The sequence below is a fragment of the Tabrizicola sp. genome, assembly GCF_016792905.1.
Classification (GTDB): domain Bacteria; phylum Pseudomonadota; class Alphaproteobacteria; order Rhodobacterales; family Rhodobacteraceae; genus Tabrizicola.
This window is the reverse complement of sequence record NZ_JAEULP010000034.1, coordinates 22,491-47,113: the sequence shown is the minus strand read 5'-3', so window position 1 is coordinate 47,113 and position 24,623 is coordinate 22,491. Positions and strand designations below refer to the sequence as shown.

General features: G+C 66.3%; 22 protein-coding genes. 9 read left to right on the top strand and 13 right to left on the bottom strand.

Going from position 1 to position 24,623, the window contains the following annotated elements; genetic code table 11:
• Positions 1–589, top strand: a 589-nt coding sequence (locus JNL31_RS07245; RefSeq protein WP_294971657.1) for an ADP/ATP-dependent (S)-NAD(P)H-hydrate dehydratase, incomplete at its 5' end; no start/stop codon positions are given.
• A 319-nt stretch (positions 590–908) separates the two neighbouring features.
• On the opposite strand, the gene JNL31_RS07240 is transcribed toward JNL31_RS07245, so the two are convergent.
• The gene (locus JNL31_RS07240) at positions 909–3,053 is read right to left on the bottom strand and encodes a malate synthase G (RefSeq protein ID WP_294971655.1); all 2,145 of its coding nucleotides are present in this window, start codon (positions 3,051–3,053) and stop codon (positions 909–911) included.
• 199 nt (positions 3,054–3,252) lie between these two features.
• Here JNL31_RS07240 and JNL31_RS07235 point away from each other — a divergent pair, with 199 nt between their 5' ends.
• From JNL31_RS07235 to JNL31_RS07225, 3 genes are read left to right on the top strand one after another with little or no spacing between them, the layout of a single operon-like run.
• On the top strand, positions 3,253–3,594 hold the full coding sequence (locus JNL31_RS07235) for a metalloregulator ArsR/SmtB family transcription factor (protein WP_294971652.1): 342 nt from the start codon (positions 3,253–3,255) through the stop codon (positions 3,592–3,594).
• Positions 3,591–4,067 carry an SRPBCC family protein gene (locus tag JNL31_RS07230; RefSeq protein WP_294971650.1) on the top strand — a complete coding sequence of 159 codons (477 nt, stop codon included), beginning with the start codon at positions 3,591–3,593 and terminating at the stop codon, positions 4,065–4,067. The genes JNL31_RS07235 and JNL31_RS07230 overlap by 4 nt, the downstream gene beginning before the upstream one ends.
• Positions 4,064–4,954, top strand: a complete 891-nt coding sequence (locus JNL31_RS07225; RefSeq protein ID WP_294971648.1) for an SRPBCC domain-containing protein — start codon at positions 4,064–4,066, stop codon at positions 4,952–4,954. Before JNL31_RS07230 ends, JNL31_RS07225 begins: the two co-directional genes overlap by 4 nt.
• Here the strand turns inward: JNL31_RS07225 and JNL31_RS07220 are convergent, their stop codons facing one another.
• Genes JNL31_RS07220 through JNL31_RS07205 form a run of 4 tightly spaced genes read right to left on the bottom strand, consistent with a single transcriptional unit; the run spans position 4,955 to position 10,539 of the window.
• The gene (locus JNL31_RS07220) at positions 4,955–5,548 is read right to left on the bottom strand and encodes a TetR family transcriptional regulator C-terminal domain-containing protein (RefSeq protein ID WP_294971645.1); all 594 of its coding nucleotides are present in this window, start codon (positions 5,546–5,548) and stop codon (positions 4,955–4,957) included.
• A 7-nt stretch (positions 5,549–5,555) separates the two neighbouring features.
• The gene (locus JNL31_RS07215) at positions 5,556–7,064 is read right to left on the bottom strand and encodes a trimethylamine methyltransferase family protein (protein ID WP_294971642.1); all 1,509 of its coding nucleotides are present in this window, start codon (positions 7,062–7,064) and stop codon (positions 5,556–5,558) included.
• Positions 7,064–9,088: an FAD-dependent oxidoreductase gene (locus JNL31_RS07210; RefSeq protein ID WP_294971639.1), complete on the bottom strand. Its 2,025-nt coding sequence runs from the start codon at positions 9,086–9,088 to the stop codon at positions 7,064–7,066. The genes JNL31_RS07215 and JNL31_RS07210 overlap by 1 nt, the downstream gene beginning before the upstream one ends.
• A 56-nt stretch (positions 9,089–9,144) precedes the next feature.
• Positions 9,145–10,539 carry an FAD-binding domain-containing protein gene (locus JNL31_RS07205; protein ID WP_294971636.1) on the bottom strand — a complete coding sequence of 465 codons (1,395 nt, stop codon included), beginning with the start codon at positions 10,537–10,539 and terminating at the stop codon, positions 9,145–9,147.
• Between the two features lie 146 nt (positions 10,540–10,685).
• On the opposite strand from JNL31_RS07205, the gene pepN reads away from it, so the two are divergent.
• A complete protein-coding gene (gene pepN / locus JNL31_RS07200) occupies positions 10,686–13,244 on the top strand; it encodes an aminopeptidase N (protein WP_294971633.1) in 2,559 nt (852 codons plus the stop codon).
• Positions 13,245–13,251: 7 nt separating this feature from the next.
• Here the strand turns inward: pepN and JNL31_RS07195 are convergent, their stop codons facing one another.
• Positions 13,252–13,821, bottom strand: a complete 570-nt coding sequence (locus tag JNL31_RS07195; protein WP_294971631.1) for a transglycosylase SLT domain-containing protein — start codon at positions 13,819–13,821, stop codon at positions 13,252–13,254.
• 139 nt (positions 13,822–13,960) lie between these two features.
• Entirely contained in the window at positions 13,961–14,152 is a 192-nt protein-coding gene (locus JNL31_RS07190; RefSeq protein ID WP_294971630.1) for a hypothetical protein, read from the bottom strand.
• 6 nt (positions 14,153–14,158) lie between these two features.
• Between JNL31_RS07190 and JNL31_RS07185 the strand changes: the two genes are divergently transcribed.
• The 3 genes from JNL31_RS07185 to JNL31_RS07175 all read left to right on the top strand — a co-directional run bounded on the left by JNL31_RS07185 (position 14,159) and on the right by JNL31_RS07175 (position 17,220).
• Positions 14,159–15,154, top strand: coding sequence for a hypothetical protein (locus JNL31_RS07185; RefSeq protein WP_294971627.1), 996 nt, complete (start codon positions 14,159–14,161; stop codon positions 15,152–15,154).
• 68 nt (positions 15,155–15,222) lie between these two features.
• Positions 15,223–16,734, top strand: a complete 1,512-nt coding sequence (gene gatB / locus JNL31_RS07180; protein ID WP_294971625.1) for an Asp-tRNA(Asn)/Glu-tRNA(Gln) amidotransferase subunit GatB — start codon at positions 15,223–15,225, stop codon at positions 16,732–16,734.
• 108 nt (positions 16,735–16,842) lie between these two features.
• Positions 16,843–17,220 carry a DUF4177 domain-containing protein gene (locus tag JNL31_RS07175; RefSeq protein WP_294971622.1) on the top strand — a complete coding sequence of 126 codons (378 nt, stop codon included), beginning with the start codon at positions 16,843–16,845 and terminating at the stop codon, positions 17,218–17,220.
• Here the strand turns inward: JNL31_RS07175 and JNL31_RS07170 are convergent, their stop codons facing one another.
• The 6 genes from JNL31_RS07170 to JNL31_RS07145 form a co-directional block, all read right to left on the bottom strand.
• The gene (locus JNL31_RS07170; protein ID WP_294971619.1) at positions 17,221–18,321 is read right to left on the bottom strand and encodes a pyridoxal phosphate-dependent aminotransferase; all 1,101 of its coding nucleotides are present in this window, start codon (positions 18,319–18,321) and stop codon (positions 17,221–17,223) included.
• 61 nt (positions 18,322–18,382) lie between these two features.
• On the bottom strand, positions 18,383–18,712 hold the full coding sequence (locus JNL31_RS07165) for a DUF1992 domain-containing protein (protein WP_294971617.1): 330 nt from the start codon (positions 18,710–18,712) through the stop codon (positions 18,383–18,385).
• Between the two features lie 50 nt (positions 18,713–18,762).
• Positions 18,763–19,176 (bottom strand): hypothetical protein, encoded by a 414-nt coding sequence (locus tag JNL31_RS07160; protein ID WP_294971615.1) that lies wholly within the window; start codon positions 19,174–19,176, stop codon positions 18,763–18,765.
• A gap of 81 nt (positions 19,177–19,257) precedes the next feature.
• Entirely contained in the window at positions 19,258–22,416 is a 3,159-nt protein-coding gene (locus tag JNL31_RS07155; RefSeq protein ID WP_294971613.1) for a valine--tRNA ligase, read from the bottom strand.
• A 69-nt stretch (positions 22,417–22,485) separates the two neighbouring features.
• Entirely contained in the window at positions 22,486–22,833 is a 348-nt protein-coding gene (locus JNL31_RS07150) for a DUF1428 domain-containing protein (RefSeq protein ID WP_294971611.1), read from the bottom strand.
• A 60-nt stretch (positions 22,834–22,893) separates the two neighbouring features.
• On the bottom strand, positions 22,894–23,349 hold the full coding sequence (locus tag JNL31_RS07145) for an Lrp/AsnC family transcriptional regulator (RefSeq protein ID WP_294971608.1): 456 nt from the start codon (positions 23,347–23,349) through the stop codon (positions 22,894–22,896).
• Between the two features lie 138 nt (positions 23,350–23,487).
• On the opposite strand from JNL31_RS07145, the gene hppD reads away from it, so the two are divergent.
• Positions 23,488–24,582 carry a 4-hydroxyphenylpyruvate dioxygenase gene (gene hppD / locus JNL31_RS07140; protein WP_294971661.1) on the top strand — a complete coding sequence of 365 codons (1,095 nt, stop codon included), beginning with the start codon at positions 23,488–23,490 and terminating at the stop codon, positions 24,580–24,582.
• Positions 24,583–24,623: the final 41 nt, after the last annotated feature.

The window sequence follows — 24,623 nt, the reverse complement described above, 5'->3', positions numbered from 1 at the left end:
GGGGGGCGGGGGGGGGGGTGGGGGGGGCGGGTGGGCCCCGGCGGGCCCCCCCCCCCGCGCCGCGCGGCCCCCCCCCCCCCCCCGACTCTCTCTGGTCCTCGACGCCGACGCCCTCACCATCCTCTCGCAACACCCCAACCTCTTCTCTGCCCTGCACGAGAGCTGCATCCTCACCCCCCATGCCGGGGAGTTCGCCCGCCTCTTCCCCGACATTGCCGAGAAGCTCGCGGCCCCCGCCACCAAAGGCCCCGCCTACTCCAAGGTCGATGCCACGCGGGAGGCCGCCAAACGCGCGGGCTGCGTGGTGCTGTACAAAGGCCCCGACACGGTGATCGCCGACCCCTCCGGCCGCTGCGCCATCAACTCCGCCCATTACGACCGGGCGGCGCCGTGGCTGGCGACGGCGGGGTCGGGGGATGTGCTGGCGGGGTTCATCACCGGGCTGCTGGCGCGGGGGTTCAGCCCCTTCGATGCCGCCTGCACCGGGGCCTGGCTGCATGTGGAATGTGCGCTCTCCTTCGGGCCGGGGCTGATCGCCGAGGACCTGCCCGAGGAGTTGCCGAAAGTGTTCCGGGCGCTCGGGATTTAGCGGTGCGTGCAAGCATGCACCCGCTCCTGCCGCGATGGCGCGGTCGCAGTTGGCACCCACAATGCGTTTTCGGCCTATTTGTGCCCTCGGGCAGGACCCCTTGTGAGGCGCTGATCCGGGTGATCTCCCGGTTCACACCGTCATCGGCTGAGGAGGCATGCTCCGATCCCGGTTCATCCGTTTCGACGTCGGGCCGGAGGCCGTGAACGGGGATGCAGGACAAGGTCGGCAGAGGGTCGGGCAGGAGTTAACTTTCCCCTAACGTCCGCAACCAAATATCTGACAAAGAAGGATAATCGGAGAATGTCCACCGTGGACACTACCCGGCCTTCACCCGCAGCCGCCAGGCATGGAGCAGGGGCTCGGTGTATCCGGATGGCTGCTCCCGCCCCTTGAAGACCAGGTCCGAAGCCGCCTGGAACGCAGCCCCCTGGAAGGCCGGAGCCATCGGCCGGTAGAGCGGATCGCCCGCATTCTGCCGGTCCACGACGGCCGCCATCTTCTTCATCGCCTCCGAAACCTCTTCCGGGGAGACCACCCCGTGATGCAGCCAGTTCGCGATATGCTGGGCCGAGATCCGGCAGGTCGCGCGGTCCTCCATCAGCCCGACATCGTTCAGGTCCGGCACCTTGGAACAGCCGACCCCCTGGTCGATCCAGCGGACGACGTAGCCCAGGATCCCCTGCGCGTTGTTCTCGACCTCCCGCAGGACCTGCGCCCGGTTCCACTGCCGGTAGCTCGCCAGCGGAATGTCCAGGATCCCGTCCACATGCGCCCGCCGCCCCCCCTTGGCCAGCCGCGCTTGCACCGCGAAGACGTCGACCTTGTGGTAGTGGAGGGCATGGAGGGTCGCTGCGGTTGGCGAGGGGACCCAGGCCGTGTTCGCCCCGGCGCGGGGATGGGCGATCTTCTCGTCCAGCATCGCCGCCATCAGGTCGGGCATGGCCCACATCCCCTTGCCGATCTGGGCCTTGCCGGAGAGGCCGCATTCCAGCCCGATATCGACGTTCAGGTTCTCATAGGCCGTGATCCAGCTCTTCCGCTTGATGAAGTCCTTCCGGCTGAACGGTCCCGCCTCCATCGAGGTGTGGATCTCGTCCCCGGTCCGGTCGAGAAAGCCGGTGTTGATGAAGGCGACCCGCCCCTTCGCAGCCCGGATGCATTCCTTGAGGTTCACCGAGGTCCGCCGCTCCTCGTCCATGATGCCGAGCTTCACCGTCGCCCTGGGCAGCGCCAGCACCTCTTCCACCCGCGCCATCACGGCATCGGCGAAGGCCACTTCCTCGGGCCCGTGCATCTTGGGCTTCACCACATAGACCGAGCCCAGGACCGAGTTCCGCATCCCCCCGGTCTTCTTCAGGTCATGCAGCGCGATCGCCACCGTCACCATCGCGTCCATCAGGCCCTCGGGGACCTCGGAGCCGTCCGGCAACAGGATCGCCGGGTTGGTCATCAGGTGGCCGACGTTGCGGACCCACATCAGCGCGCGGCCCTTGATCGCGAAGGGGCGGCCCGCCGGGTCCAGATACTCCCGGTCCGGCGCCAGATGCCGCTCGACCTTGCGGCCGCCTTTCTCGAACACTTCCGAGAGGTTGCCCTGCATCAACCCCAGCCAGTTGCGGTAGGCCCCGACCTTGTCCTCGGCATCGACGCAGGCAACGGAATCCTCGCAATCCATGATGGCCGTCAACGCGCTTTCCAGTTGGACATCGGCCAGCAGCGCCTGGTCGCGCGAGCCGATGAAATGCGCCCGGTCGAAAACCAGCTCGACATGCAGCCCGTTGTTCCGCAGCAGGATCGCGTCCGGCGCCTTGGGGTTGCCCCGGTAGCCGACGAACTTCGACGGGTCCACCAGCGGCAGGTCGTCGACCAGAAGCGTGCCGTCCTTCACTACATAGCGGCGCACGTCGGCATGGCTGGTCCCGGCAATCGGGAAGGCCTCGTCCAGGAAGACCCGCGCGCGGGCGACGACTCGCGCGCCGCGGCCCCGTTCATAGCCACCCGAGGGGGGCAGCGAGCCCATCGCATCGGTGCCGTAGAGGCAATCGTACAAGCTTCCCCAGCGCGCATTCGCCGCGTTCAGCGCGTAGCGGGCGTTCGTCACCGGCACCACCAACTGCGGCCCCGGTACCTTGGCCACTTCGGGATCGACGTTGGTTGTCTCGATCACGAAGGCCGGCCCCTCGGGCAGCAGGTAGCCGATCTCGGCAAGGAAGGCCTTGTAGGCGGCATGATCGTGCGGCTGTCCGCGCCGGGCCACATGCCAGGCGTCGATCTTCGCCTGAAGGTCCTCGCGTTTGGCCAGAAGCGCCCGGTTCTTCGGCGCAAAGTCCCCCAGCAGGCCCGCGAGGCCCGACCAGAAGGTTGCAGCCTCGATCCCGGAGCCGGGCAGGGCCTCGTCCTCGATGAAACGGGCGAGCACTGCATCCACCTGAAGCCCCGCACGATCCAGACGTTCTGTCATGGCAGTCCCCCTTGGCCGTAGGGCCGTTCGTATGCTGTGGCACACAATAGGCGAGGGGGTCTTGGTTCAGCAAGGAAACCGGCTGCGGAATTTCAAGCCAGCCCGAAAATCACTTGTCGCGAAAACCTGAAAGCGGAAAACTTTGCCGGTTGGCTAAGTTTCCCTTGCGCGGCTCGGCGCTGTGATCATAGTTAGCAATATGGCTAAGCATGATCCCCACCTCGACCTCTTGTTCCACGCCCTGTCCGATCCTACGCGGCGGATGATGCTGAACCGTCTGGCCAAGGGGCCCGCCCCAGTGACGGAACTTGCCGGGCCCACGGGGCTTAAGCTTCCGACGATCCTGCGCCACCTGTCGGTCTTGGAGGCAGCGGGGCTGGTCGCGACCCAAAAAGACGGCCGCGTCCGGTCCTGCGCCTTCCAGCCAAAGGCGTTGCAGCCGATGACCGCCTGGCTGGAAGACCAGCGCAAGGTCTGGGAGGCGCGGCTGGATCGCCTGGACGACTATGTGATGAACCTCATGAAGGAGCGCGAGAAATGACCCCCGACCTGGACCCTGCAACCGACCTTTCCTTCACCCGCATACTGGCCGTGCCGCGCCAACTGGTCTGGGAATGCTGGACAGAACCCAAGCACATTCCGCATTTCTTCATTCCGAAACCGCACAAGGTGACGGCCGTCGACATCGACCTGCGGGTCGGCGGGCGGTTCAACACCAGCTTCGACGTCGAAGGCAACGTGATGGACAACAAGGGCGTCTATCTGGAGGTTGTGCCGGGCGAAAAGCTCGTCTTCACCGATGCCTACACCGAAGGCTGGAAGCCTGCGCCGGAACCCTTCATGACCGCGATCCTGCTTCTGTCCGACGCGCCGGGGGGCGGGACGAGCTATACCGCCATCGCCCGGCACCGGAACCCCGACACCCGCAAGGCGCATGAGGACATGGGCTTTTACGACGGCTGGGGAACGGTGGTCACCCAGCTGGAGAACTATGCCAAGGGTCTGATAAAATGAGCCGCGACCTGACTGCCGACCGCTTCGCCACGCTGAAATTCACCCGCAATGTCGCGGCCCCGGTGGCGACACTTTATGCCGCCTGGACCTCACCTGCCGCGCGGGCGGTCTGGGCCTCCCCCGCCCCGGGCGTGACAGTCGAGTTCCTTGAGGCCGATACCCGGGTCGGCGGCCGAGAGGTCTCGCTCTGCAAGGTCGCGGGCGAGCCGGACATCCGGGTCGAGGCCGACTGGCTGGACCTGGTCGGAGACACGAGAACGGTCGGCACCGAAGTCGTCTCGCGTGAGGGGACGCGGCTCTCCGCTGCCCTTGTCACCGCCGATTTCGCAGCAGCGGGCGAGGGCAGCCGGATCGAGGTGACGGTCCAGCTTGCCTCGCTGGCCGAGGATATGGCGGCGGGCTACCGGCAGGGCTTCGACGCGGGCCTTGGCAACATGGGGGGCGTGGCCGAGCGCACGATCCTTTTCCATCGGGTGATCAGGGCCCCGGTCCCGGTGGTATGGGGAGCCTGGATGAACGCCGAAAGTTTGCCGAAATGGTGGGGGCCGGAGGGCTTCTCCTGCCGGACCAGCCGCATCGACCTGCGGGCGGGCGGCGAATGGGTCTTCGACATGATCGGGCCGGACGGGACGGTCTTTCCGAACCACCATCGCTACGGCGCAGTGATTCCGGAAGCGCGGCTCGACTACACGCTGCACTGGGGCGAGAACGGGCCGAAACATGCCGACGCCTGGGCCAGTTTCGACGATGTGGACGGGGCGACCAGGGTGACGCTCGGCATGGTGATGGCGACGGCGCAGGAATACCGGGATGCCAAGGGCTTCGGCGCGGTTGAACTGGGCCTGCAAACCCTGGGCAAGCTGGCGCGGATTGTCGGCGCCGAATGATCAGCCGAGATGGGGCGCGAGGAAGGCGCCGCAGGCCGCCTTCGCCGTCTCGGCGGGCATCGCTGCAGGATCGAGGCAGTGTTGCAGGCAAAGCCCGTCGATCAGGCAGATCAGCGCCTTGGCCAGGGGGCGGGCCTCCAGGGCGCCTCCCGGCGTCGAGGACAGGGCCGCAATCGCCGCCGACACATCCTCGACATAGGCCGCGTATTGCCGCCGGTGTTCCTCACGCAGTTTCGGGGTGTTGGCGATCTGGCCCCAAAGCGCGACCCAGGCGTTCAGCGTATCGCGGTTGAAGGCTTTCGGCGCGAAGGTGCCCTCGATCAGGGCCTCCAGCCGCGCATTGGTGGGCAAGGACGCAAGGTTGGGCGTGGTCTCGCGGTAAAGCCGGGCATAGACGGCAGCCAGAAGCCCGCCCATTGACCCGAAATGATGCAGGATCAGCCCGCGCGACACGCCCGCCGCCTGGCAGATGCGGTCCACGGTGAATTCCTGGATGCCGCCCCTCGCCAGCCCGGCAAGCGCCACGTCCATCAGCTGCGCGCGGCGGTCCTCGCTGGTCATCCGGGTGAAGCGGGGGGCAGAGGCGCGGGGCATCGGGATCCTAGTTCGTGGGCGCGCCACCCTCGGCCTTTCGGCGGGCGACATAGGCGTTCAACGCTTCCAGCACGCCGGGGTCAAGGGGCGGCGCTTCGTAGCTGGAAAGCAATTCCTTCCAGATGCGGTTGGCGCGGGCCGGGGCTTCCTCGGCCCCGCGCGCCAGCCAGTTCGGATAGCTGTCCCAGTTCGACAGCATCGGCGGGTGAAAGGCGGTTTCATACTGCGCCATGGTCTGCGCCGTGCCGAAGAAATGCCCGCCCACCCCGGCCTCGACAATGGCATCGAGCGACAGGGATTCGTCGGTCACGGGGATGGGCTGGAAATAGGCCTGCATCATCCCCAGCATCTCGGCGTCGAGGATCAGCTTCTCGAAGCTGGCGGTCAGCCCGCCGTGCATCCAGCCCGCACCGTGGATCACCAGATGCGCCCCGCCCATCAGGCAACCCCAGAGCGACATCATCGATTCATAGGCCGCCTGGGCGTCGATGGCATTGGCCGCCGTGGTGTTGGATGACCGGAACGGCACCCCGATCCGCCGCGCCAGTTGCCCGCTGGCCTGCGCGGCCTTGGCATATTCGGGCGTCCCGAAGGCGGGCGCCCCGGTCTTCATGTCGACATTCGAGGTGAAGCCGCCGTACATCACCGGCACGCCGGGGCGCACGATCTGGGTCAGGGTGATGCCAAACATCGCCTCGGCGTGCTGCAGGACCAGCGCGCCCGCCAGGCTGACAGGGGCCATCGCGCCCGCCAGCGTGAAGGGAGTGACGATGGCGACCTGACCATGCTCGGCCAGTGCGATCAGTCCCTGGCTCATCGGGTCGTCCAGTTGCCGGGGCGAGTTGGTGTTGATCACGCCCATCATCATCGGCTGGCGGGCAAGGTCATCCATGCTCCAGCCCATCAGGAGCGCCGCCATATGCAGGCCGTCCATCGTGCGCTGGGTGCCAAGGGCGTTCAGGTTCCAGCTCTTGTCCAGAAGCGTGCATTGCGACAGGTAAAGGTCCAGATGGCGCGTCGCGGCGGGCAGGTCCATCGGTTCCAGCGGGCCGCCGGATTCCTGCTGGATCACGTTCAGGCTTTGGCAGAGGCGCAGGAAATCCTGCATGTCCTGCAAGGTCCCGTCGCGGCGGCCGCGGTCGAGGTCCATCACATAGGCCGGGCCGCCGACGCTGGAGAACACCAAGTCGTTGCCGCCGAAACGCAGGTCCTTCGCCCGGTTCCGCGCCGCGATGGTGAAGGTCCGGGGCACGGTCGCCAGCCGTTCTTCGACCAGACCGGGGTCTGGGTAGACCATGTTGCCCTCGACCTTCGCCCCGGCCCGGCGGAAATGGTCCAGCGCGGAGCCGTTCAGGACCCGCATCCCCTGCGTCGACAGCAAAACCAGCGCGGCACGGTGGATCGCCTCCACCTGATCGTCGGACAGCACCCGGATCGGGTCATAAACCCGCGGCACCTGGCCGAAGGGGCGCTGGGGGATCGCGTTCGGGCTCCGGGCGGGGCGGCGCTGGCGCATCAGAGGCTCCTTTCCGGGGCGCGCTCGCGGCGCGGCGGCAGGTCGGGCTCGCCCAAGAGGCGGGCGAAGCGGTGGGCGGAATGGACGGCATCGGCGATGGAGGACGGCGCAAGGCAATCGCCGATCCGGGTGGCGGAGATCCCTGCCGTCACCAGATCGTGCCACAGGCTGTCCTCCGGCAGGCGTCCCGTGGCCAGGATCAGCGTGCCGCAGGGAAGCCTTTCCTCGCGTCCCGTATAGACGCAGGACAGCGCGACTTCTCCCTTGCCCTGCGACGTCAGGGACTTGAGCGGAATAATCTCCACCCCCGCCTCGATCAGCCGGGCCTGCAGGAAATCCTGTTCGTTGGTCAGCACTGTCCATGACGAGGCCAGGGCAGCCGTCGTCACATAGCGCACCGCATGGCCTTGCTTGGCCAGCCGCTCGGCCAGCGCACCGGCCATGAAGTAGTGCTCGTCGTCGTAGATCACCACCGACCCCGTGACCCGCGCCCCGGCGAAGACATCATCGGGCGTCAGCGCCTCGGGAAAGACCCCATGCCGGATGGCATAGACCCCCACCCCGTCGCGCCGCCAGCGCGAGCCGGTTGCCAGCACCACATGATCCGCGCCGAACTCCGCCACCTCGGCGGCCCCCATCCGGCTGCCGGGGTAAAGCTGCACGTTCGGCAACTTGTCCAGCATGGTCAGCCGCCAGTCCCTGACCCGCATCCATGTTGCCAGCCCCGGTAGCGCCGCCTCGCGCAAAAGCCTGCCGCCGAAGGCATCGCCCGCCTCGGCGAGCGTCACCTCAAGCCCCCGCCGCCCCACGGTCAGCGCCGCCTCCAGCCCGGCCGGGCCGCCGCCGATCACCAGCGCCGTCTCCCGGCGGGGATGAACCGCGATCCGCTCCGGGTGCCAGCCGCGCCGCCATTCCTCGCCCATTGTCGGGTTCTGGGTGCAGCGCAACCCCACGCCTTCGTTGTTCGCCGCCCGGCAGATGTTGCAGCCGATGCACTCCCTGATCTCGTCCTCCCGCCCCTCCCGGATCTTCGCGGGCAGGAAGGGGTCGGCAATCGAGGGACGCGCCGCACCGATGAAATCCTGCACTCCGCGCCTGATCTGGCTGACCATGCGGTCGGGAGAGGTGAAGCGGCCAACCGAGACCACGGGCTTCGTGGTCAGCGACTTCACGAAGGCGACATTCTCCTCCTGAAACCCCTCCGCCGAAAAGCGGGCCGAGCGCGAGTCATTGCCCAGGGCCCCCGCGACGTTCACGTCCCAGAGGTCCGGCAATTCCGCCAGCATCTCGATGATCTCGCGGCCCTCGCCTTCCGAGGTGATCCCCTCCGGCCCGTGCAATTCGTCGACGGCCAGTCGCACGGCGACCGCGCAGGTGTCGCCCACCGCCTCCCTGGTGTCCTCTATCATCTCGCGCAAGAGGCGCACGCGGTTCTCCAGCGACCCGCCATAGGCATCGCAGCGTGCGTTGGTGCGGCGCGACAGGAACTGGAAGGGCAGGTAGTCGTGCCCGGCATAGACATAGACCAGATCGAAGCCCGCCCGCTTCGCCCGCACGGCAGCATCGCGCTGCCATCCGCGAAAGGCGCGGATGTCGGCCTTGTCCATTGCCCGTGCCGTCGTCGGCAGGTGGTAGAGGGCGGGCTGCGCATCCGGCGCAATCCCCGGCACGCGCGTCATCCTATTCGAGGCATGGGCGCCGCCGTGCCAAAGCTCGATCCCTGCCAGCGACCCATGCGCATGGATCGCGTCCGCAGTCAGGGCGAGGGGGGCGATGTCGTCGTCATCCCACAGTGTCAGGAAGGCATAGGGGCTGTCGTCCGATGTCGGGTGGATCGAGCAGTATTCGGTGCAGACCACCCCCCAGCCGCCTTCCGCCTTCACCCCGCGCAGCGCCGCGCCGGACTGCGGGCGCTGCCAGCCGAAGCCGGTGGCATGGGGAGTCTGGTAGAAGCGATTGGGCGCCGTGACCGGGCCGATCCGAACCGGCTCGAACAGGATGTCATAGCGGGGATCGCGCGGCATCGGTCATCCTTGCTGAATGATCGTATAGTATTGGCGGCGCGCGGCCCGCGTCAAGGTCAGAAGGGCAGGCAGAGCTGCGCTTGTGAAGGCCAAGGCTTCGCCGGTTCTCCGCCTCGCCTGATCGCGGCACCCGCAGGGACAGCGCGGCGTCGCGCCGACCGGCTCCGCTCGCCTATCTCTCGGGCGGCGCTTGCAAGATCGATGATCGGCTCGGGGTAGCGCTGGCCGAGCAGCCGCCGCGCCTCGGGCCAGCGCCAGGGTGCGTGCAGGACGGCCTCCGGTACCGCTGCCAATTCGGGCAGCCAGCGGCGGGTGAAGACCGCCGCCGGGTCCAACGCGCAACCCAGCCTCACCGGATCGTACAAGCGCCGTGGCTGGGTGAAACCGGTCCCCGCCAGCGCCCGCATCTGCGGCCAGAGGACGCCGGGATCGTGGTCGGTGAATTGCCGGGCGAGATGCTGGCCAACGGCTTGCCCGTCAAGCCCAAGCTGGTGGCAGGCGACCGAGGCCACCATTCCGCGCAACCGGGCATTCAGCCAACCGCTTGCCCGCAGGTAGCGCAGGCAGGCGTCGAGGAAAGGCAGGCCGGTTTCGCCCGCAACCCAGGCGGCCAGCCGTTCCGGATCGCCGGGCGGTCCCGCCAAACAGCCCGTCGGCACGTCCGCCAAGCCTGCCGCGCAAGCCTCCCGCCCGGTCAATTGCGATCGAAAGGCCGACAGCGCGCTGCCCCAGCGCCCGCCCGGCCGTTCCGCCTGCCGCACGGCCGTTGCCCTGGCGACCTCGCCGACCGCCACTGTTCCCCAGGCCAGATGCGGAGACAGGCGGGACGAAGCGCGCTCGCTGGCCAAAGGACAGGACTGCGCCACACGATAGGCTTCGCCCCTACGCGAGAGGAAGCTGTCCAGCAGTTCCAGCCCCCAATCGCGCCCGCCCAACTGGCGGTGCGGGCAGGGATCGGCGGCCAGCTTCAGGGCCCGTGCGGACGGGATCAGCCCCGGCTCGACCCCCGCCATGCCAAGGAGGGCAGGGGCGGGCAACGAGGCGCCTGTCTGCCCCCGCAAGACGCCGGGGGGCACCAGTTCGGTCCAAATGATCCCCGCCGCCCGCGCCCAATCAGCCACGCGCCGGTTGCGCGCTTCGGTCCAAGGTGTCCCGGTTTCGGCATGGCTGACGATCTGCCCGATGCCATGCCGCCGACACAAGCCCGCCAGCACCTGCACCGCATCGCCCACCCGCACCACCAGCGGGGCGCCGATCCCCGACAGGTCTTCCCGCAGGTCGGCCAAACTCTCCTCCACGAACGCCCACTGCCGGGCCGAGGTCTCCGGCTGCGCCCAAAGCTCGGGCTCCACCACGAAGACCGGCAGGACCGCGCCGGTCCTGGCCGCCAGAACCAGCGCCGGATGGTCGTGAATGCGCAGGTCGCGCTTGAACCAGACGAGAACATTCATGGAACATGGATGACCGCCTGCCGCGGATTCGTAAAGCCGCAAATGACAGTTCTCCGGCTGTAGCTCGCCTCTTGCCCGTCTGTTGAACGCCTCCCCCTTGCGTCCGGGGCGTTTGGCCGTAGCTTCTGCCGGAAAGGGAGAGCCCGATGACCGAGCAGAAGACCATCCACCTCGCCGACTACCAACCCTACAGCCATATCGTCGACAGCGTGGACCTGACCTTCCGCCTTGCCCCCGGCGCGACGCGGGTTTCGGCCCGGCTGGCCCTGCGCCCGAACCCGGATCGTCCGGGGCGGAACGACCTGCGGCTTGATGGAGAGGGACTGACGCATCTCTCCTGTACCGTGGATGGTCGACCCGTGACCCCGCGGCTTGACGCCCATTCGCTGACCATCGCCGCGACGGACTTGCCGGACGGCCCCTTCACGCTGGAAACCGAAGTCCAGAACGCGCCGGATGCGAACACCGCGCTGGAAGGACTTTACATGTCGAAAGGCATGTATTGCACCCAGTGCGAGGCGGAAGGCTTCCGCAAGATCACCTGGTACCCCGACCGGCCCGACGTGATGTCCCGCTTCCGGGTGCGGGTCGAGGCCGATCTGCCCATCCTCCTTTCCAACGGCAACCCGACCGCGCAAGGCAAGGGCTGGGCCGAATGGGATGACCCCTGGCCGAAACCGGCCTATCTGTTCGCGCTGGTGGCGGGCGACCTGCGCGCCCATTCCGCCGATTTCACCACGGCATCGGGCCGCAGGGTCGCGCTGAACATCTGGGTCCGCCCTGGCGACGAAGACCGCTGCGCCTATGCGATGGACAGCCTGATCCGGTCGATGCGCTGGGATGAACAGGTCTATGGCCGGGAATACGATCTGGACGTGTTCAACATCGTCGCGGTCGACGACTTCAACATGGGCGCGATGGAGAACAAGGGACTGAACATCTTCAACTCCCGCTACGTCCTCGCCAGCCCCGAAACCGCCACAGACGATGACTATGCCCGGATCGAGGCGATCATCGCGCACGAATACTTCCACAACTGGACCGGCAACCGCATCACCTGCCGCGACTGGTTCCAGCTCTGCCTGAAGGAAGGCCTGACCGTCTTCCGCGACCACCAGTTTTCCGGCGACATGCGGTCGGCCGCCGTGCGCCGGATCGAGGATGTGGTCGCCCTCCGCGCCCGCCAGTTCCGCGAGGATGCCGGGCCGCTGGCGCACCAGGTCCGCCCGGAAAGCTTTGTCGAGATCAACAACTTCTACACCGCCACGGTCTACGAAAAAGGCGCCGAGGTCATCGGCATGCTCAAGTCGCTGGTCGGCGACACCGGCTACAAGCGCGCGCTCGACCTCTACTTCGACCGCCACGACGGCGATGCCGCGACGATCGAGGACTGGCTGAAGGTCTTCGAGGATGCCACCGACCGCGACCTGACCCAGTTCAAGCGCTGGTATTCGCAGGCCGGAACTCCCCGGCTCAAGGTCGAGGACGCCTGGGCCGATGGGGTCTATACCCTGAGTTTCACCCAGAAGAACCCGCCCACGCCCGGCCAGCCGGAAAAGGATCCGAAGGTCATCCCGATCAAGGTTGGTCTCCTGAACCCGAACGGCGACGAGGTCGTGCCGACGATCATGCTGGAGATGACGCGGGCAAAGCAAAGTTTCCGGTTCGAGGGCCTGGCGGCAAGGCCCGTTCCGTCCATCCTCCGCGGTTTCTCGGCCCCCGTGGTGCTGGACCGCAAGCCTGTGCCGGGCGAACGCGCCTTTCTCCTGGCCCACGACACCGACGCCTTCAACAAATGGGAGGCGGGGCGCGCGCTGGCCAAGGAGGTCATGGCGGAGATGGCGCTGAAGGGCATGTCGGTTCGTGCCGACTGGCTGGATGCGGTCGCCGCCGTCACCTTCGACGAAACCCTCGACCCCGCCTTCCGCGCGCTCTGCCTGCGCCTGCCGGGCGAGGATGACCTTGCCCAGACCATCCACGCCATGGGCCGCATTCCCGACCCCGCCAAGATCCACGCCGCCCGGCGCGAGATGTCAGGTGCGCTGGCTATCCGCTTGGGCGAAGGATTGCACAGGCTTTACAAAGACCTGGACGACAATGCTCCCTTCTCTCCATCGGCAGATCAGGCGGGCAGGCGGGCGCTGAAGATCGCGGCATTGGGCCTGTTGACCCGGCGCGACGGCGGCAAGCTTGCCGCCTCGGCCTTCGCGCGTGCGCGCAGCATGACCGAGGAAATCGGCGCGCTGGCGGCACTCCTTGACGTGCACCAGGGCGACAAGGAACTGGTCGCCTTCGCCGCCCGCTGGGGCCGCGACGCGAATGTCATGGACAAGTGGTATGCGCTGCAGATCGCCACGGCCGAACCCGCCGAGGCCGCCGCCTTGACTGCGCGCCTGTTGGAGACCCCGGGCTTCGACTGGAGGAACCCCAACCGCTTCCGCACCACCATCGGCGCGCTGGCCGCGAACCATGCCGGTTTCCACCACCGCTCCGGCGCGGGCTACAAGCTGGTCGCCGACTGGCTCCTGAAGCTCGACCCGCTGAACCCGCAGACCGCCTCGCGCGTGTCGACCGCCTTCGAGACCTGGCCCCGCTACGATGCCGCCCGCCGGAAGCTCGCACGCGCCGAACTGGAACGGATGCTCGCAGCCCCCCTGTCGGGCGACCTTCGCGAGATGGTGGAACGGATGCTGGCGGCAGGGTGACGACCCGTCAGCCCGCCTTGCAATAGGGCTGCTGCCTGGTCCAGGCCGACATTGCCGACCGCTTCTCGTTGCTGCGCAGCGGCGCCCAGTCGCGACCGATGCCACGGTTGCCGCTTCCGGCCACCAGCCCGTCCTTGGCCACCTGGGTCGACATGATCTCGACCGCGCATTCCAGGTTGGCCTCGCCGTCCTTCAATGCGCCGACCGAGGTCGCCTCGCAGCCGTAGTTCGCCGCCGAGCGCGGGTCGATCTGCATCAGCCCGATCCAGCGCCCGCCGCCGCCCGAGGCGTTCTCGTTCCAGGTGCTTTCGTATCTCGCGACCGCCGACAGGAGCCCGGCCCAGAAGGCGCGCCGCTCTTCGACCGGCGCTTCCGTGTAGCCGGGGCACCAGGTTTCAATATCGGCGGGAACCCGCTCGGACAGTTCCTGATCCTTGGTTGACAGCGCCACAAGCGTTGATTCGGTCCACTCCGCGCCCTCGGGGTGATGGTCCCACTGCATCGGAGGCGCGACGAAGGACATCGGCTCGGTCGGCGCCGTGTTGACACAGGCCGCCAGCGAAGCCGCTGCAAACATTCCCAAAATCACGCGTGCAAGCATGTCGAAGTCACCCGAAGATCACCGCATTTCCCTTTTTTCGCCCTGATCCGCGATCACGGTCTGATCGTGGCAGGCAGAAAACTGCCCGGAGGGCGAGTCGATGCTGGTTACACCGTCACTGATGCATGTGAAAACCCGGGCAGGCCGCGGTCAGCAAGAAGACGCCGGTCTTTTGCGGCCGGCGGCAGGGCGCGGCGGTGAGCTTCTGGAAGGTCTCACCGCCGAGCAGGTACTGATGCGGGTTGACGTGCCGGTGCTGCGTCAGGGTGCAGAAAAGACCGAATGGCAATGCATCGTCGACGATCATGCAGCGATGGCCGCGGCGGGCGAATGGCCCGATCTTCTGGAAGCGCTGCGCTACACGGACCAGGAACGGATCATGGCCTCGGGCGGGCATCGCGTCGCGCCCCTGATCAGCGAAGGGATGCGCGCGGGCCTTGCAGCGGCAATCTCGCGCAACGACTGGACGATGGCCAAGGCCGAGCTTGAAGTGCTGGAAGGGCTCTACGACCGCAATCCCGAAGACTATTGCGCCGCGCAGGTCGTGGCCCAGGCTCATGTCGACTTTGCCGATGCAAGGCGCAAGACCGCCCCACAGGGCCAGCTCTCGCGCGAGGTCTGGTCGGAAGGCGCCGTCCATTTCGAGCGCGCCGAAACCCTGGTCACGATCTTCGATCCGATCGAGGAGATGTCGCCGCTTCTGGCCGGAACCCGCTACGCCCTGATCCCCGGGATCGAGGATGGCGGGTCAGTCTGCCGCGAATGGTATGAGGACTGGTGCGATCTCGACCCCGAAAATGCCGCTGTCCATGCCGCCCACGCGGTCAACATGCTGCCCGGCTGGCACGGTTCGCTTTCCGCCTTCGAACGCGAGGCGCGTCGCTCCGTCCGGCTGACCGAAGGCGTTTCCGGCAAGGCGTCCTATGCCGTGTTCCACATCGCTGCCGCCGAGGCGCTGGGCGATCTGTCGCCCACCCTGGAGATGGAGTATTTCTTCGAGGCCCTGCAGGATTACCAGGCCGCCACCGGCTGCCAGCATCGCGCCAACGTGGCGGCACATCTTCTGTCCGGCATGGCGATGGGGTTCCGCAAGGATGGCGCAGATGCCGCCTACCAGTTGACCAAGACCCGCGCGGCGCTGTCGGACGTGCTGTGGAACCGCCTGCGCGAGATCCAGCTGGACTGCTGGACGCGCCATTCGGAAAGCCTGGCCTTCGCCATGGCCGAGGTCTTCGGTCCAGCACTCAAGCGCGGGGCGCGGATCGTGCGGCGCGGCGACGGGCTTGGCACGCTGGTGCGGCGCACCTGACGCATCCTCTTGCCCCGCGCGCCCCGGCGGCCTAAACCCGGCCCGAGACCGTTTGCCGGAGGCTATCCATGCTTGACCTGACCTACACCGCGCCCGCGCCCAAGGTGATCGCCGGGGCCAGGCACGACTGGGAACTGGTGATCGGGATGGAAATCCACGCTCAGGTTTCCTCGAACGCCAAGCTCTTCTCCGGCGCGTCCACGTCTTTCGGCGCCGAGCCGAACTCCAACGTCTCCTTCGTCGACTGCGCGATGCCGGGGATGCTGCCGGTGATCAACGAGTACTGCGTGGAGCAGGCGGTCCGCACCGGGCTGGGGCTCAAGGCGCAGATCAACCTGACCTCGGCCTTCGACAGGAAGAACTATTTCTACCCCGACCTGCCTCAGGGCTATCAGATCAGCCAGCTTTACCATCCCATCGTCGGTGAGGGCGAGGTCACGGTCGAAATGGCCCCAGGCGTGGCCCGGCGGGTCCGGATCGAACGCATCCACCTGGAGCAGGACGCCGGCAAGTCGATCCACGACATGGACCCGAACCTTTCCTTCGTCGACTTCAACCGCACCGGCGTTGCGCTGATGGAAATCGTCTCCCGCCCCGACATCCGGGGGCCGGAGGAAGCGGCGGCCTATGTGACGAAGCTGCGCCAGATCCTGCGCTATCTTGGCACCTGCGACGGCAACATGCAGAACGGCAACCTGCGCGCCGACGTCAACGTCTCGGTCTGCAAGCCCGGCCAGTACGAGAAGTACCAGGCAACCCAGGACTTCTCGCATCTCGGCACCCGCTGCGAGATCAAGAACATGAACTCGATGCGCTTCATCCAGTTGGCCATCGACTACGAGGCCCGGCGCCAGATCGCCATCATCGAGGATGGCGGCAAGGTGGTGCAGGAAACCCGCCTCTACGACCCCGACAAGAACGAGACCCGTTCGATGCGGTCGAAGGAAGAGGCGCATGACTACCGCTACTTCCCCGATCCCGACCTTCTGCCCCTGGAAATCGAACAGGCCTGGGTCGATGGCATCCACGCCGCGATGCCGGAACTGCCCGACGCCAAGAAGGCCCGCTTCATGGCCGATTACGGGCTCACCGACTACGACGCCAACGTCCTGACCGCCGAACTCGACAGCGCGCGCTACTTCGACGAAGTGGCGCAGGGCCGCGATGGCAAGATGGCCGCGAACTGGGTGATCAACGAGTTGTTCGGGCGGCTGAAGAAGGAAGGCCACGACATTACCGAAAGCCCGGTGTCCGCCACTCAGCTTGGTGGGGTGATCGACCTGATCGCCGCCGGAACCATCAGCGGCAAGATGGCCAAGGATCTGTTCGAGATCGTCTGGACCGAAGGCGGCGACCCCGCCCGGATTGCCGAAGACCGCGGCATGAAGCAGGTCACGGACACCGGCGCCATCGAGAAGGCGGTGGACGAGATCATCGCCGCGAACCCCGAGCAGGTGGAAAAAGCCAAGGCGAATCCAAAGCTTGCGGGCTGGTTCACCGGGCAGGTGATCAAGGCCACCGGCGGCAAGGCGAATCCGGCGACGGTCAACGCATTGGTCGCGGCGAAACTGGGGCTCTGACCCCGGCTGTTGCCCAACAGGCGCGGTTCTGCCGGAAAAGCTCTGTGTTGTTTGCGGCAAGCCGTAGAATCCCATATGTCTTTCCGCGAACAGTGCGGGAGCCGCCCGATGCAGCGTTTTGAGTTCAAGGTCATTCCGGCGCCCCGGCGTGGAGAGAAGGCTCGCGGGGTGAAGTCCACCGAAGACCGCTTCGCGCTGGCCCTGACCACCCTGATGAACCAGCTTGGTGCCGAGGGCTGGGACTATGTCCGGGCCGACGCCCTTCCGTGCGAGGAACGGGTTGGCCTGACCGGAACCAAGACCACCTTCCAGAACGTGCTGGTGTTCCGCCGGGTGATCGGCAAGGCCGAGACCGAGGCAGCCCCTGCCTCCCGCCTTCTCTTGCAGGAACCGATCCCAGCGACCCCGCGCCTTGGCCCGGCCGAAGCGCCGACGCCCGGCAACGCACCGGCAGTCGGCCCGGCCAAGGGCCTTGCGGCCGAGTGATCAGCCCGCGGCCTTCAGCGCCAGGGGCAGGGTTTCCGCAAGGATATCAAGTGTCTGTTCATCGCCAAGGCTGATGCGGATGCAACGGTCCAGCGGCGGCACACCCGGCATCCGGATGAACACGCCCAAGGCACCCAGTTCGGCTAGAACCCGTCGGGCAAAATCCCCATCGCGCCCGCAGTCGATGGTCACGAAATTGGTGGCCGAGGGCAGGGGGCTCAGCCCGTTCGCCCGCGCGATGGCTGAAAGCCGCTCCCGCGCCGCAACTGTCCGATCCTGCACGCTCTTCAGCCAGCCCTGATCCGCCAGCGCCGCCAATGCGCCCGCCTGGCTGATCCGGCCCATGCCGAAGTGATCGCGCACCTTGTCGAAGGCAGTTGCCAGGTCGGGATTGGTGATCGCGTAGCCCACTCGCGCGCCCGCCAGCCCGTAACCCTTGGAAAAGGTCCGAAGCCGGATCACCTGCGGATGATCGGCGGGAATGTTAGGCACCGTGCCGGGCGGCGCGAGATCGGCATAAGCCTCGTCCAGGATCAGGAGGCTGTGGTCGGGCAGGTTGGCGGCCATGTCCTCCACCACAGGGGCGGCGTGATGGCTGCCCATCGGATTGTCGGGATTGGCGAGGTAGATCAGTTTCGCGCCGGTGGATCTTGCCGCGGCGACAAGGGTTTCCGGGTCCTCGAAATCGCCCTTGTAGGGCACGCGGGTCAAGCTCCCGCCATAGCCCGCAACATGGAAGTTGAAGGTCGGGTAGGCGCCAAGCGAGGTCACGACCGGGGTGCCCGGCTCCAGGGTCAGGCGGCAGATCAGCCCGAGCAGGCCGTCGATCCCCGGCCCCACGGCGATATGGGCAGGCGTCACCCCATGATGCGACGCAAGCGCCTGTTTCAGGTCATGATTTTCCGGGTCGCCATACATCCAGGCCCCGCTTGCCGCCTCTCGCATGGCAAGAATTGCGCGGGGCGAAGGGCCGAACAGACTTTCATTCGCACCAAGCCGGGCGCGGAACGGAATACCGGTGCGCCGCTCCAGCGTCTCGGGCCCGGTGAAAGGCACGGTGGATGGCAGGGAGGCGGCATGGGGGGTGAGAAAGCGGCTCATGCGGCGAAGGCTGGCATGGGGCGGGGGTCCGCGCAAGGGGACCTTGGCACGGGCATCGGCGTCAACGCAGGAACTTCCGGCGGCTTTCCTCGGCGATGGCCAGCCGCATCTCCAGCTCTGCCAGCCGGGCCATCGCGGCTTTGCGGTCACTTTCGTCGGTCAGGGTCGCAAGCGCGGCCCTTTGGGCGATGACCTGCTTTTTCAGCGTGATCTCCTCCGGCAGGACGCCTGCCTCGGCCATGATCCGGAAGCCGATGGCATCGCCCGGGCTGACGAAAGCATCGCCTGGCCGATCGGGCAGGGGTTTGCCTTCCCCTTCCAGCCCCTGAAGTTGCCCCTTCAGCCGCGCTTTCTGGATCTGGCGTTCGGCAAGGCGGGAAAGCCAAGACATGCGTCACCTCCAACCCGAACCTGGGCCTTGCGGATACGCTGCGCAAGCGCTCACCCGGCAGGCCCGTAGTTCACCGTCAGTTCGTAGTCGGTCAGCCGCGGCGCGCGGCCAAGCTTCGCCAGCTCTTTGGTCGAGGGCGCAAGGCCCACAAGTCCGATGGTCAGCCCCGCGACAGTGACAAGGCTTTCGCCGTCCTCGCACTGGTTGCAAAGCACGATCTGCTGCAACTCCTGCTGCTCGGCCATCACGGTGATTTCGGCGCGGATCATGCCTTCCCAGAAGCAGTCGACGTCTGGCGGGCAGCGCTGGTCGGTGATGCCAGTCAAGAGAAGCGTGACGCCGGTATCGGGAAGAACGGTGCCTTCGCCGCCTTTCAGGGTGACTTCCGGGTAAAGCTTGGTGGTCAGCGGCCAGGCGGCACTGGTCACGCCGATCAGGGCAAGGGCGGCAAGAGCAAGGCGCATCATCAGGTCCTTTCCGGGGTTGCATCAGTCTGACGCATTCGCCCCCGGAAAGCTTGGTTCGGATTTCCCTACCTCCGAAAACTAGCCAAGGTCGGCCAGGCGGGCGAGCGCGTCCCTGATCTTCTGCGCTTCGTCCTGCCGGGCCTCCAGGTTCGATGTCGCCTCCATCACCACATCCTCGGGCGCGGATTTGACGAAATTCGGGTTGTCGAGACGGCCCTTCAGCCCGCCGATCTCCTTGCCCAGCTTGTCCAGCGCCTTCTGCAGGCGGGATTTCTCCTCGGCGATGTCGATCAGCCCCTCCAGCGGCAGGGCAAAGGCCGCGCCTTCCGCTGCCACCGCGATGGAACCCTTCGGGGCTTGGCCTTCGGTGATGCTTTCCACCCGCGCCAGCCGCTTGATCAGCGCCTCGTTGCGCTGGAACGCGGCGCGGGCGTCGTCGGTGAGGGAGGTCGCCACAAGGTCTGCCTTCAGCCCCACCGGCACATGCACCTGCGCTCGGGCGCTGCGGATGTCGTCGATCAGCGTGGTGACGAAGGTCATCTCGCGTTCGGCAGCGGGGTCAATCAGCGATGCGGGCAGCTCCGGCCAGTCGGTGTGGACCAACAGCTTCTCGCGCTTGCCCGTCGTTCCCCACAGCTCCTCGGTGATGAAGGGCATGAAGGGGTGGAGCAGGATCATCGACTGGTCGAGGACCCAGGCCATCGTGGCGCGGGTTTCCCCGGCATCGGGGCCGTCGAACAGGGGCTTGGCGAATTCGACATACCAGTCGCAGACCTTGCCCCAGACGAATTTGTAAAGCGCGTCGGCGGCGGTGTCGAAGCGGAAGTCTTCGAGGGCGGCGTTGACCTCGGCCAGCGTCTTCGCCGTCTCGCCGATGATCCAACGGTTCGCGGTGGCCTTGGGCGAGGGGGCCGGGCCGGTCGCATGACCCTCCCAGACCCCGTTCATCTCGGCAAAGCGGCAGGCGTTCCAGAGCTTGGTGCCAAAGTTCCGGTAGCCCGCGATGCGCTGGGTATCCAGCTTCAGCACGCCGCCGAGGCTCGCCATCGCCGCATTGGCAAAGCGCAGCGCATCGGCGCCGTATTCGTCGATGATCTCCAGCGGGTCGATGACGTTGCCCAAGCTTTTGGACATCTTCTTGCCCTTGGCATCGCGGACGAGGCCGTGGAGGTAGACGGTGCGGAACGGGATGTCGTTCACCACGGCAAGCTGCATCATCATCATCCGGGCGACCCAGAAGAACAGGATGTCCTGCCCGGTCACGAGGACCGAAGTGGGGAAGTACTTCTTCAGCTCCGGCGTGGGCTCAGGCCAGCCGAGTGTGCCGATCGGCCAGAGACCGGAGGAGAACCAGGTGTCGAGGACGTCGGGGTCGCGCCAGACCGGATAGGTCAGCTTCGTCGCGTCCTGATCCACCTCATAGGCGGCAAGCGTCGCAGCCAGATGATGCGCCGCAGTTGCCCGGTCCGCCACTTCGACGGGGCGGGCGTGGTTCAGCGGGTGCGGCAGCGAGGCAAGGCTGTCGCGGAACTGGTCCACCACCTCCCCGAAGCTTGCGCCGCAATTGAAGATCGCTTCCCGCGCGTGGTGGCCATCGCCAAGCACACGCAGCATCTCGACCTCGTCCAGTTCCTCGTCACCCTCGTCATCGGTGAAACCGGGGGCAGACAGGTCCAGCCCATACCAAACCGGAATCTGATGCCCCCACCACAGCTGGCGCGAGATGCACCACGGCTCGATGTTCTCCAGCCAGTGGTAGTAGGTCTTCTCCCCGCTCGGCGGGATGATCTTCGTGCGGCCCGAGCGCACGGCATCCAGCGCGGGTTCGACAATCTTCGCGGTATCGACGAACCACTGGTCGGTCAGCATCGGCTCGATCACCACTTTCGAGCGGTCGCCGAAGGGCTGCATGATTGGCTTGGCTTCGACGACAGGCACCCGCTCCAAGTGTTCGGCGCCGGTTTCCTTATCGACGGATTTTTGCAGGATCGTGACCGCCAGCCCTTCCGCCGTAATCTGCTCCACCACCCGCTTCCGCGCCTCATAGCGGTCCAGCCCGCGCAACTCGTCCGGCACAAGGTTCAGCGCGTCGATCTCGGATTCCGACAGCGTGAAGGGCTGTTCCACAAAACCGGGCGTCGCGTAGCCCTTGGCGACCAGCCAGGCGCGGGACATGCGTTGGGCGACTTCTGCTGCCTCGGCATAGGGCACCCCATCCGCCCGCATCTGGGCGCGGGTGTCGAGGAGGCGATAGCAGGGAATATCGCCGCGCTTGGCCACAGCGTAGTCGTTGAAGTCATGCGCGCCGGTGATCTTCACCGCACCCGAGCCGAAGGTCGGGTCGGGATATTCGTCGGTGATGATCGGGATCAGGCGGCGATGTTCCTTCGGCCCCACCGGAATTTCGCAAAGATGTCCGACGATTGGCGCGTACCGCTCATCCGATGGGTGAACCGCCACCGCTCCGTCGCCCAGCATGGTCTCGGGCCGCGTCGTCGCGATGGAGATATAGTCGCGCGTCTCGCGGAAGGTGATAGCCCCCTCGGCATCCTTCTCGACGTAGTCGTAGGTCGCCCCGCCAGCGAGCGGATACTTGAAGTGCCACATATGCCCCGGCACCTCGATATTCTCGACCTCAAGGTCGGAAATCGCGGTTTCGAAATGCGGGTCCCAGTTCACCAGTCGCTTGCCGCGATAGATCAGGCCCTTGTTGTAAAGATCGACAAAGATCTTGATCACCGCATCGTGGAAATTGCCCTCTTCGCCCGCCGGTGCCCCCGGCGCGCCCGACATGGTGAACGCCTCGCGGTCCCAGTCGCAGCTTGCCCCCAGCCGCTGCAACTGGCCGATGATCGTGCCCCGCGACTTGACCTTCTGCTGCCAGACGCGGGCGAGGAACTTCTCGCGCCCCATGGTCCGCCGGTCCGGCTCCTGGTGCAGGGCCATCTCGCGTTCCGTCACCATCTGCGTCGCGATCCCGGCGTGGTCGGTGCCGGGCTGCCACAAGGTGTCGTCGCCCTGCATCCGGTGCCAGCGCACCAGGATGTCCTGCAACGTGTTGTTGAAGGCGTGGCCCATGTGCAGGGAGCCGGTGACGTTCGGCGGCGGGATCATGACGGAAAACGCCGGGTGGCCGGGCCTGGCATTCGCACCTGCCCTGAAGGCCTTGGCGTCGAGCCAGAGCTTCGAGATCCGGGCCTCGGCCTCGGCGGCGTTGAAGGTCTTTTCCATCGGCATCGCGTATTCCCCTTGGTCCCGGCGGGTTCTAGCCTGACCCGCGCGGAAGGGGAAGCGCATGAACGGGCGTCAGACTTCAAGGATCGGTTGGAAGCCGCCCCAGATCATCCGCTTGCCGTCGAAGGGCATCTCCATGCCTTCCATGCTGGTGTCAGCCATCATCGCGGCATAGGCCTTGTCGCGCGTGGCCTTGTCCGGCCAGACCATCCAGCAGAACACCACCGACTCGCCCTCTTTCAGGTCAACTGCGCGGCGAAAGTCGGTCAGCTTGCCTTCGGGCACATCGTCGCCCCAGCACACCGTCATGGCTTTTGCCCCTTTGTCGCGGAACGAGGGCCACCATTTCTGCTCATGGGCGCGGTATTCGTCTTTCCGGCTGTTTTCGACCGGGATCAGGAAACCATCGACGTATCCCATTTCTTCCTCCTTGCTTGTTGATCAGTGCAACGCCGCAACGGCGGGTTCGGCTCCCGGCCCTCAAACGGGCAGCCCCGCATCGGGCTTTGGCTGGTCCATCACGATCTGGCTTTGCACCCTTGCGACCGACGGGTTCGGCAAGAGCCGGTGGTGGATCAGGTGGTTCAGCGCGGGCAGGTCGGCGCACCAGACCCGCAGGAGGTAGTCAGCCTCGCCCGTCAGGGTCCAGCAGGCCACGACCTCGGGCAGGGTGGCGATCAGGCGCAGGAAATCGCGTGCCGCCTCGGGCGAATGGGCGGCGAAATGCACCTGGATGAAGGCCTGCACCGTCAGGCCCAGCTTCTGGGGCGAAAGCCGCGCGCTGTAGCCGGTGATCAGCCCGTCGCCTTCCAGCCGCGCCCGGCGGCGGGCGGCCTGGCTGGCGGAAAGGTTCAACAGGTCGCCCAGATCCTGCGCGGTGATCTGGGCATTGGCCTGCACGGCAGCAAGGAGGCGGGAATCGGTTTCGTCGGTCATGCGAGATTGTTGCGCATCCTGTCCAGAAAGCAAGAAAACCGCGCATTATCAGGAAGAATGAAGCCGAACTATGCGCGCCGCCGACGGAAGGCCTGTGGCAATCTGAAGCAGACCAGACTTTACCCGGAGGACATGACCATGGGCCCCTTTCCGCACAACGCCCCCCGCGCGGTGATTTCGCCCGAGAACCCCGCAGGCACCGACGGCTTCGAATTCGTCGAGTTCGCCCACCCCAACCCCGACGAGCTGCGCGCGCTTTTCACCCGCATGGGCTATGCCCTGACCGCCCGGCACAAGCGCAAGGCCATCGAGCTTTGGCAGCAGGGCGACATCACCTATGTCCTGAACGACGAACCCGGCAGTCATGCCCGCAAGTTCGTCGACGAACACGGCCCCTGCGCCCCCTCGATGTGCTGGCGTGTGGTAGATGCCGCCCATGCCTTCAAACACGCCGTCAGCCTGGGGGCCACGCCGTTCGAAGGCCCGGAAAAGACGCTGGACCTGCCCGCCATCACCGGCATCGGCGGTTCGCTGATCTATTTCACCGACCGCTATGGCGATGCGAACCCCTATGATGCCGAGTTCGACTGGCTGGCAGCGCCGAAACCCCAGGGCGTGGGTTTCCACTACCTCGACCACCTGACCCACAACGTCCATCGCGGCAACATGGACACCTGGTTCGACTTCTACGGAAAGCTGTTCAATTTCCGCCAGATCCGCTTCTTCGACATCGAGGGCAAGTTCACCGGCCTCCATTCCCGCGCCCTGACCAGCCCCTGCGGCCGCATCCGCATCCCTATCAACGAGGACCGGGGCGAGACCGGGCAGATCGTCGAATACCTCAAGCGCTACAAGGGCGAAGGTATCCAGCACATCGCCGTCGGCACCGATGACATCTATGCCGCCACCGATGCCATTGCGGACGCCGGGCTGAAATTCATGCCGAAACCGCCGATGGCCTACTATGAGTTGTCGAAAACCCGCGTGGTCGGGCACGAGGAGCCGATCGAAAAGCTCGCGAAGCACGGCATCCTGATCGACGGCGAAGGCGTGGTGGACGGTGGCGAAACGCGCATCCTTCTCCAGATATTCTCGAAGACCGTCATCGGCCCGATCTTCTTCGAATTCATCCAAAGGAAGGGCGACGACGGCTTCGGCGAAGGCAATTTCCGCGCATTGTTTGAGAGCATCGAACAGGACCAGATCGACCGCGGGGTCCTTAAGGCGTCTTGACGGCGTTGGGTTGCACCCACCCTACGCCGGGTAGGGTGGGT

Excerpts from the sequence above, each read along its gene's own strand:
- JNL31_RS07240 (WP_294971655.1), bottom strand. The coding sequence starts at position 3,053 with ATGACAGAACGTCTGGATCGTGCGGGGCTTCAGGTGGATGCAGTGCTC.
- JNL31_RS07235 (WP_294971652.1), top strand. The coding sequence starts at position 3,253 with ATGGCTAAGCATGATCCCCACCTCGACCTCTTGTTCCACGCCCTGTCC.
- JNL31_RS07230 (WP_294971650.1), top strand. The coding sequence starts at position 3,591 with ATGACCCCCGACCTGGACCCTGCAACCGACCTTTCCTTCACCCGCATA.
- JNL31_RS07225 (WP_294971648.1), top strand. The coding sequence starts at position 4,064 with ATGAGCCGCGACCTGACTGCCGACCGCTTCGCCACGCTGAAATTCACC.
- JNL31_RS07220 (WP_294971645.1), bottom strand. The coding sequence starts at position 5,548 with ATGCCCCGCGCCTCTGCCCCCCGCTTCACCCGGATGACCAGCGAGGAC.
- JNL31_RS07215 (WP_294971642.1), bottom strand. The coding sequence starts at position 7,064 with ATGCGCCAGCGCCGCCCCGCCCGGAGCCCGAACGCGATCCCCCAGCGC.
- JNL31_RS07210 (WP_294971639.1), bottom strand. The coding sequence starts at position 9,088 with ATGCCGCGCGATCCCCGCTATGACATCCTGTTCGAGCCGGTTCGGATC.
- JNL31_RS07205 (WP_294971636.1), bottom strand. The coding sequence starts at position 10,539 with ATGAATGTTCTCGTCTGGTTCAAGCGCGACCTGCGCATTCACGACCAT.
- pepN (WP_294971633.1), top strand. The coding sequence starts at position 10,686 with ATGACCGAGCAGAAGACCATCCACCTCGCCGACTACCAACCCTACAGC.
- JNL31_RS07195 (WP_294971631.1), bottom strand. The coding sequence starts at position 13,821 with ATGTTTGCAGCGGCTTCGCTGGCGGCCTGTGTCAACACGGCGCCGACC.
- JNL31_RS07190 (WP_294971630.1), bottom strand. The coding sequence starts at position 14,152 with ATGATCGTCGACGATGCATTGCCATTCGGTCTTTTCTGCACCCTGACG.
- JNL31_RS07185 (WP_294971627.1), top strand. The coding sequence starts at position 14,159 with ATGGCCGCGGCGGGCGAATGGCCCGATCTTCTGGAAGCGCTGCGCTAC.
- gatB (WP_294971625.1), top strand. The coding sequence starts at position 15,223 with ATGCTTGACCTGACCTACACCGCGCCCGCGCCCAAGGTGATCGCCGGG.
- JNL31_RS07175 (WP_294971622.1), top strand. The coding sequence starts at position 16,843 with ATGCAGCGTTTTGAGTTCAAGGTCATTCCGGCGCCCCGGCGTGGAGAG.
- JNL31_RS07170 (WP_294971619.1), bottom strand. The coding sequence starts at position 18,321 with ATGAGCCGCTTTCTCACCCCCCATGCCGCCTCCCTGCCATCCACCGTG.
- JNL31_RS07165 (WP_294971617.1), bottom strand. The coding sequence starts at position 18,712 with ATGTCTTGGCTTTCCCGCCTTGCCGAACGCCAGATCCAGAAAGCGCGG.
- JNL31_RS07160 (WP_294971615.1), bottom strand. The coding sequence starts at position 19,176 with ATGCGCCTTGCTCTTGCCGCCCTTGCCCTGATCGGCGTGACCAGTGCC.
- JNL31_RS07155 (WP_294971613.1), bottom strand. The coding sequence starts at position 22,416 with ATGCCGATGGAAAAGACCTTCAACGCCGCCGAGGCCGAGGCCCGGATC.
- JNL31_RS07150 (WP_294971611.1), bottom strand. The coding sequence starts at position 22,833 with ATGGGATACGTCGATGGTTTCCTGATCCCGGTCGAAAACAGCCGGAAA.
- JNL31_RS07145 (WP_294971608.1), bottom strand. The coding sequence starts at position 23,349 with ATGACCGACGAAACCGATTCCCGCCTCCTTGCTGCCGTGCAGGCCAAT.
- hppD (WP_294971661.1), top strand. The coding sequence starts at position 23,488 with ATGGGCCCCTTTCCGCACAACGCCCCCCGCGCGGTGATTTCGCCCGAG.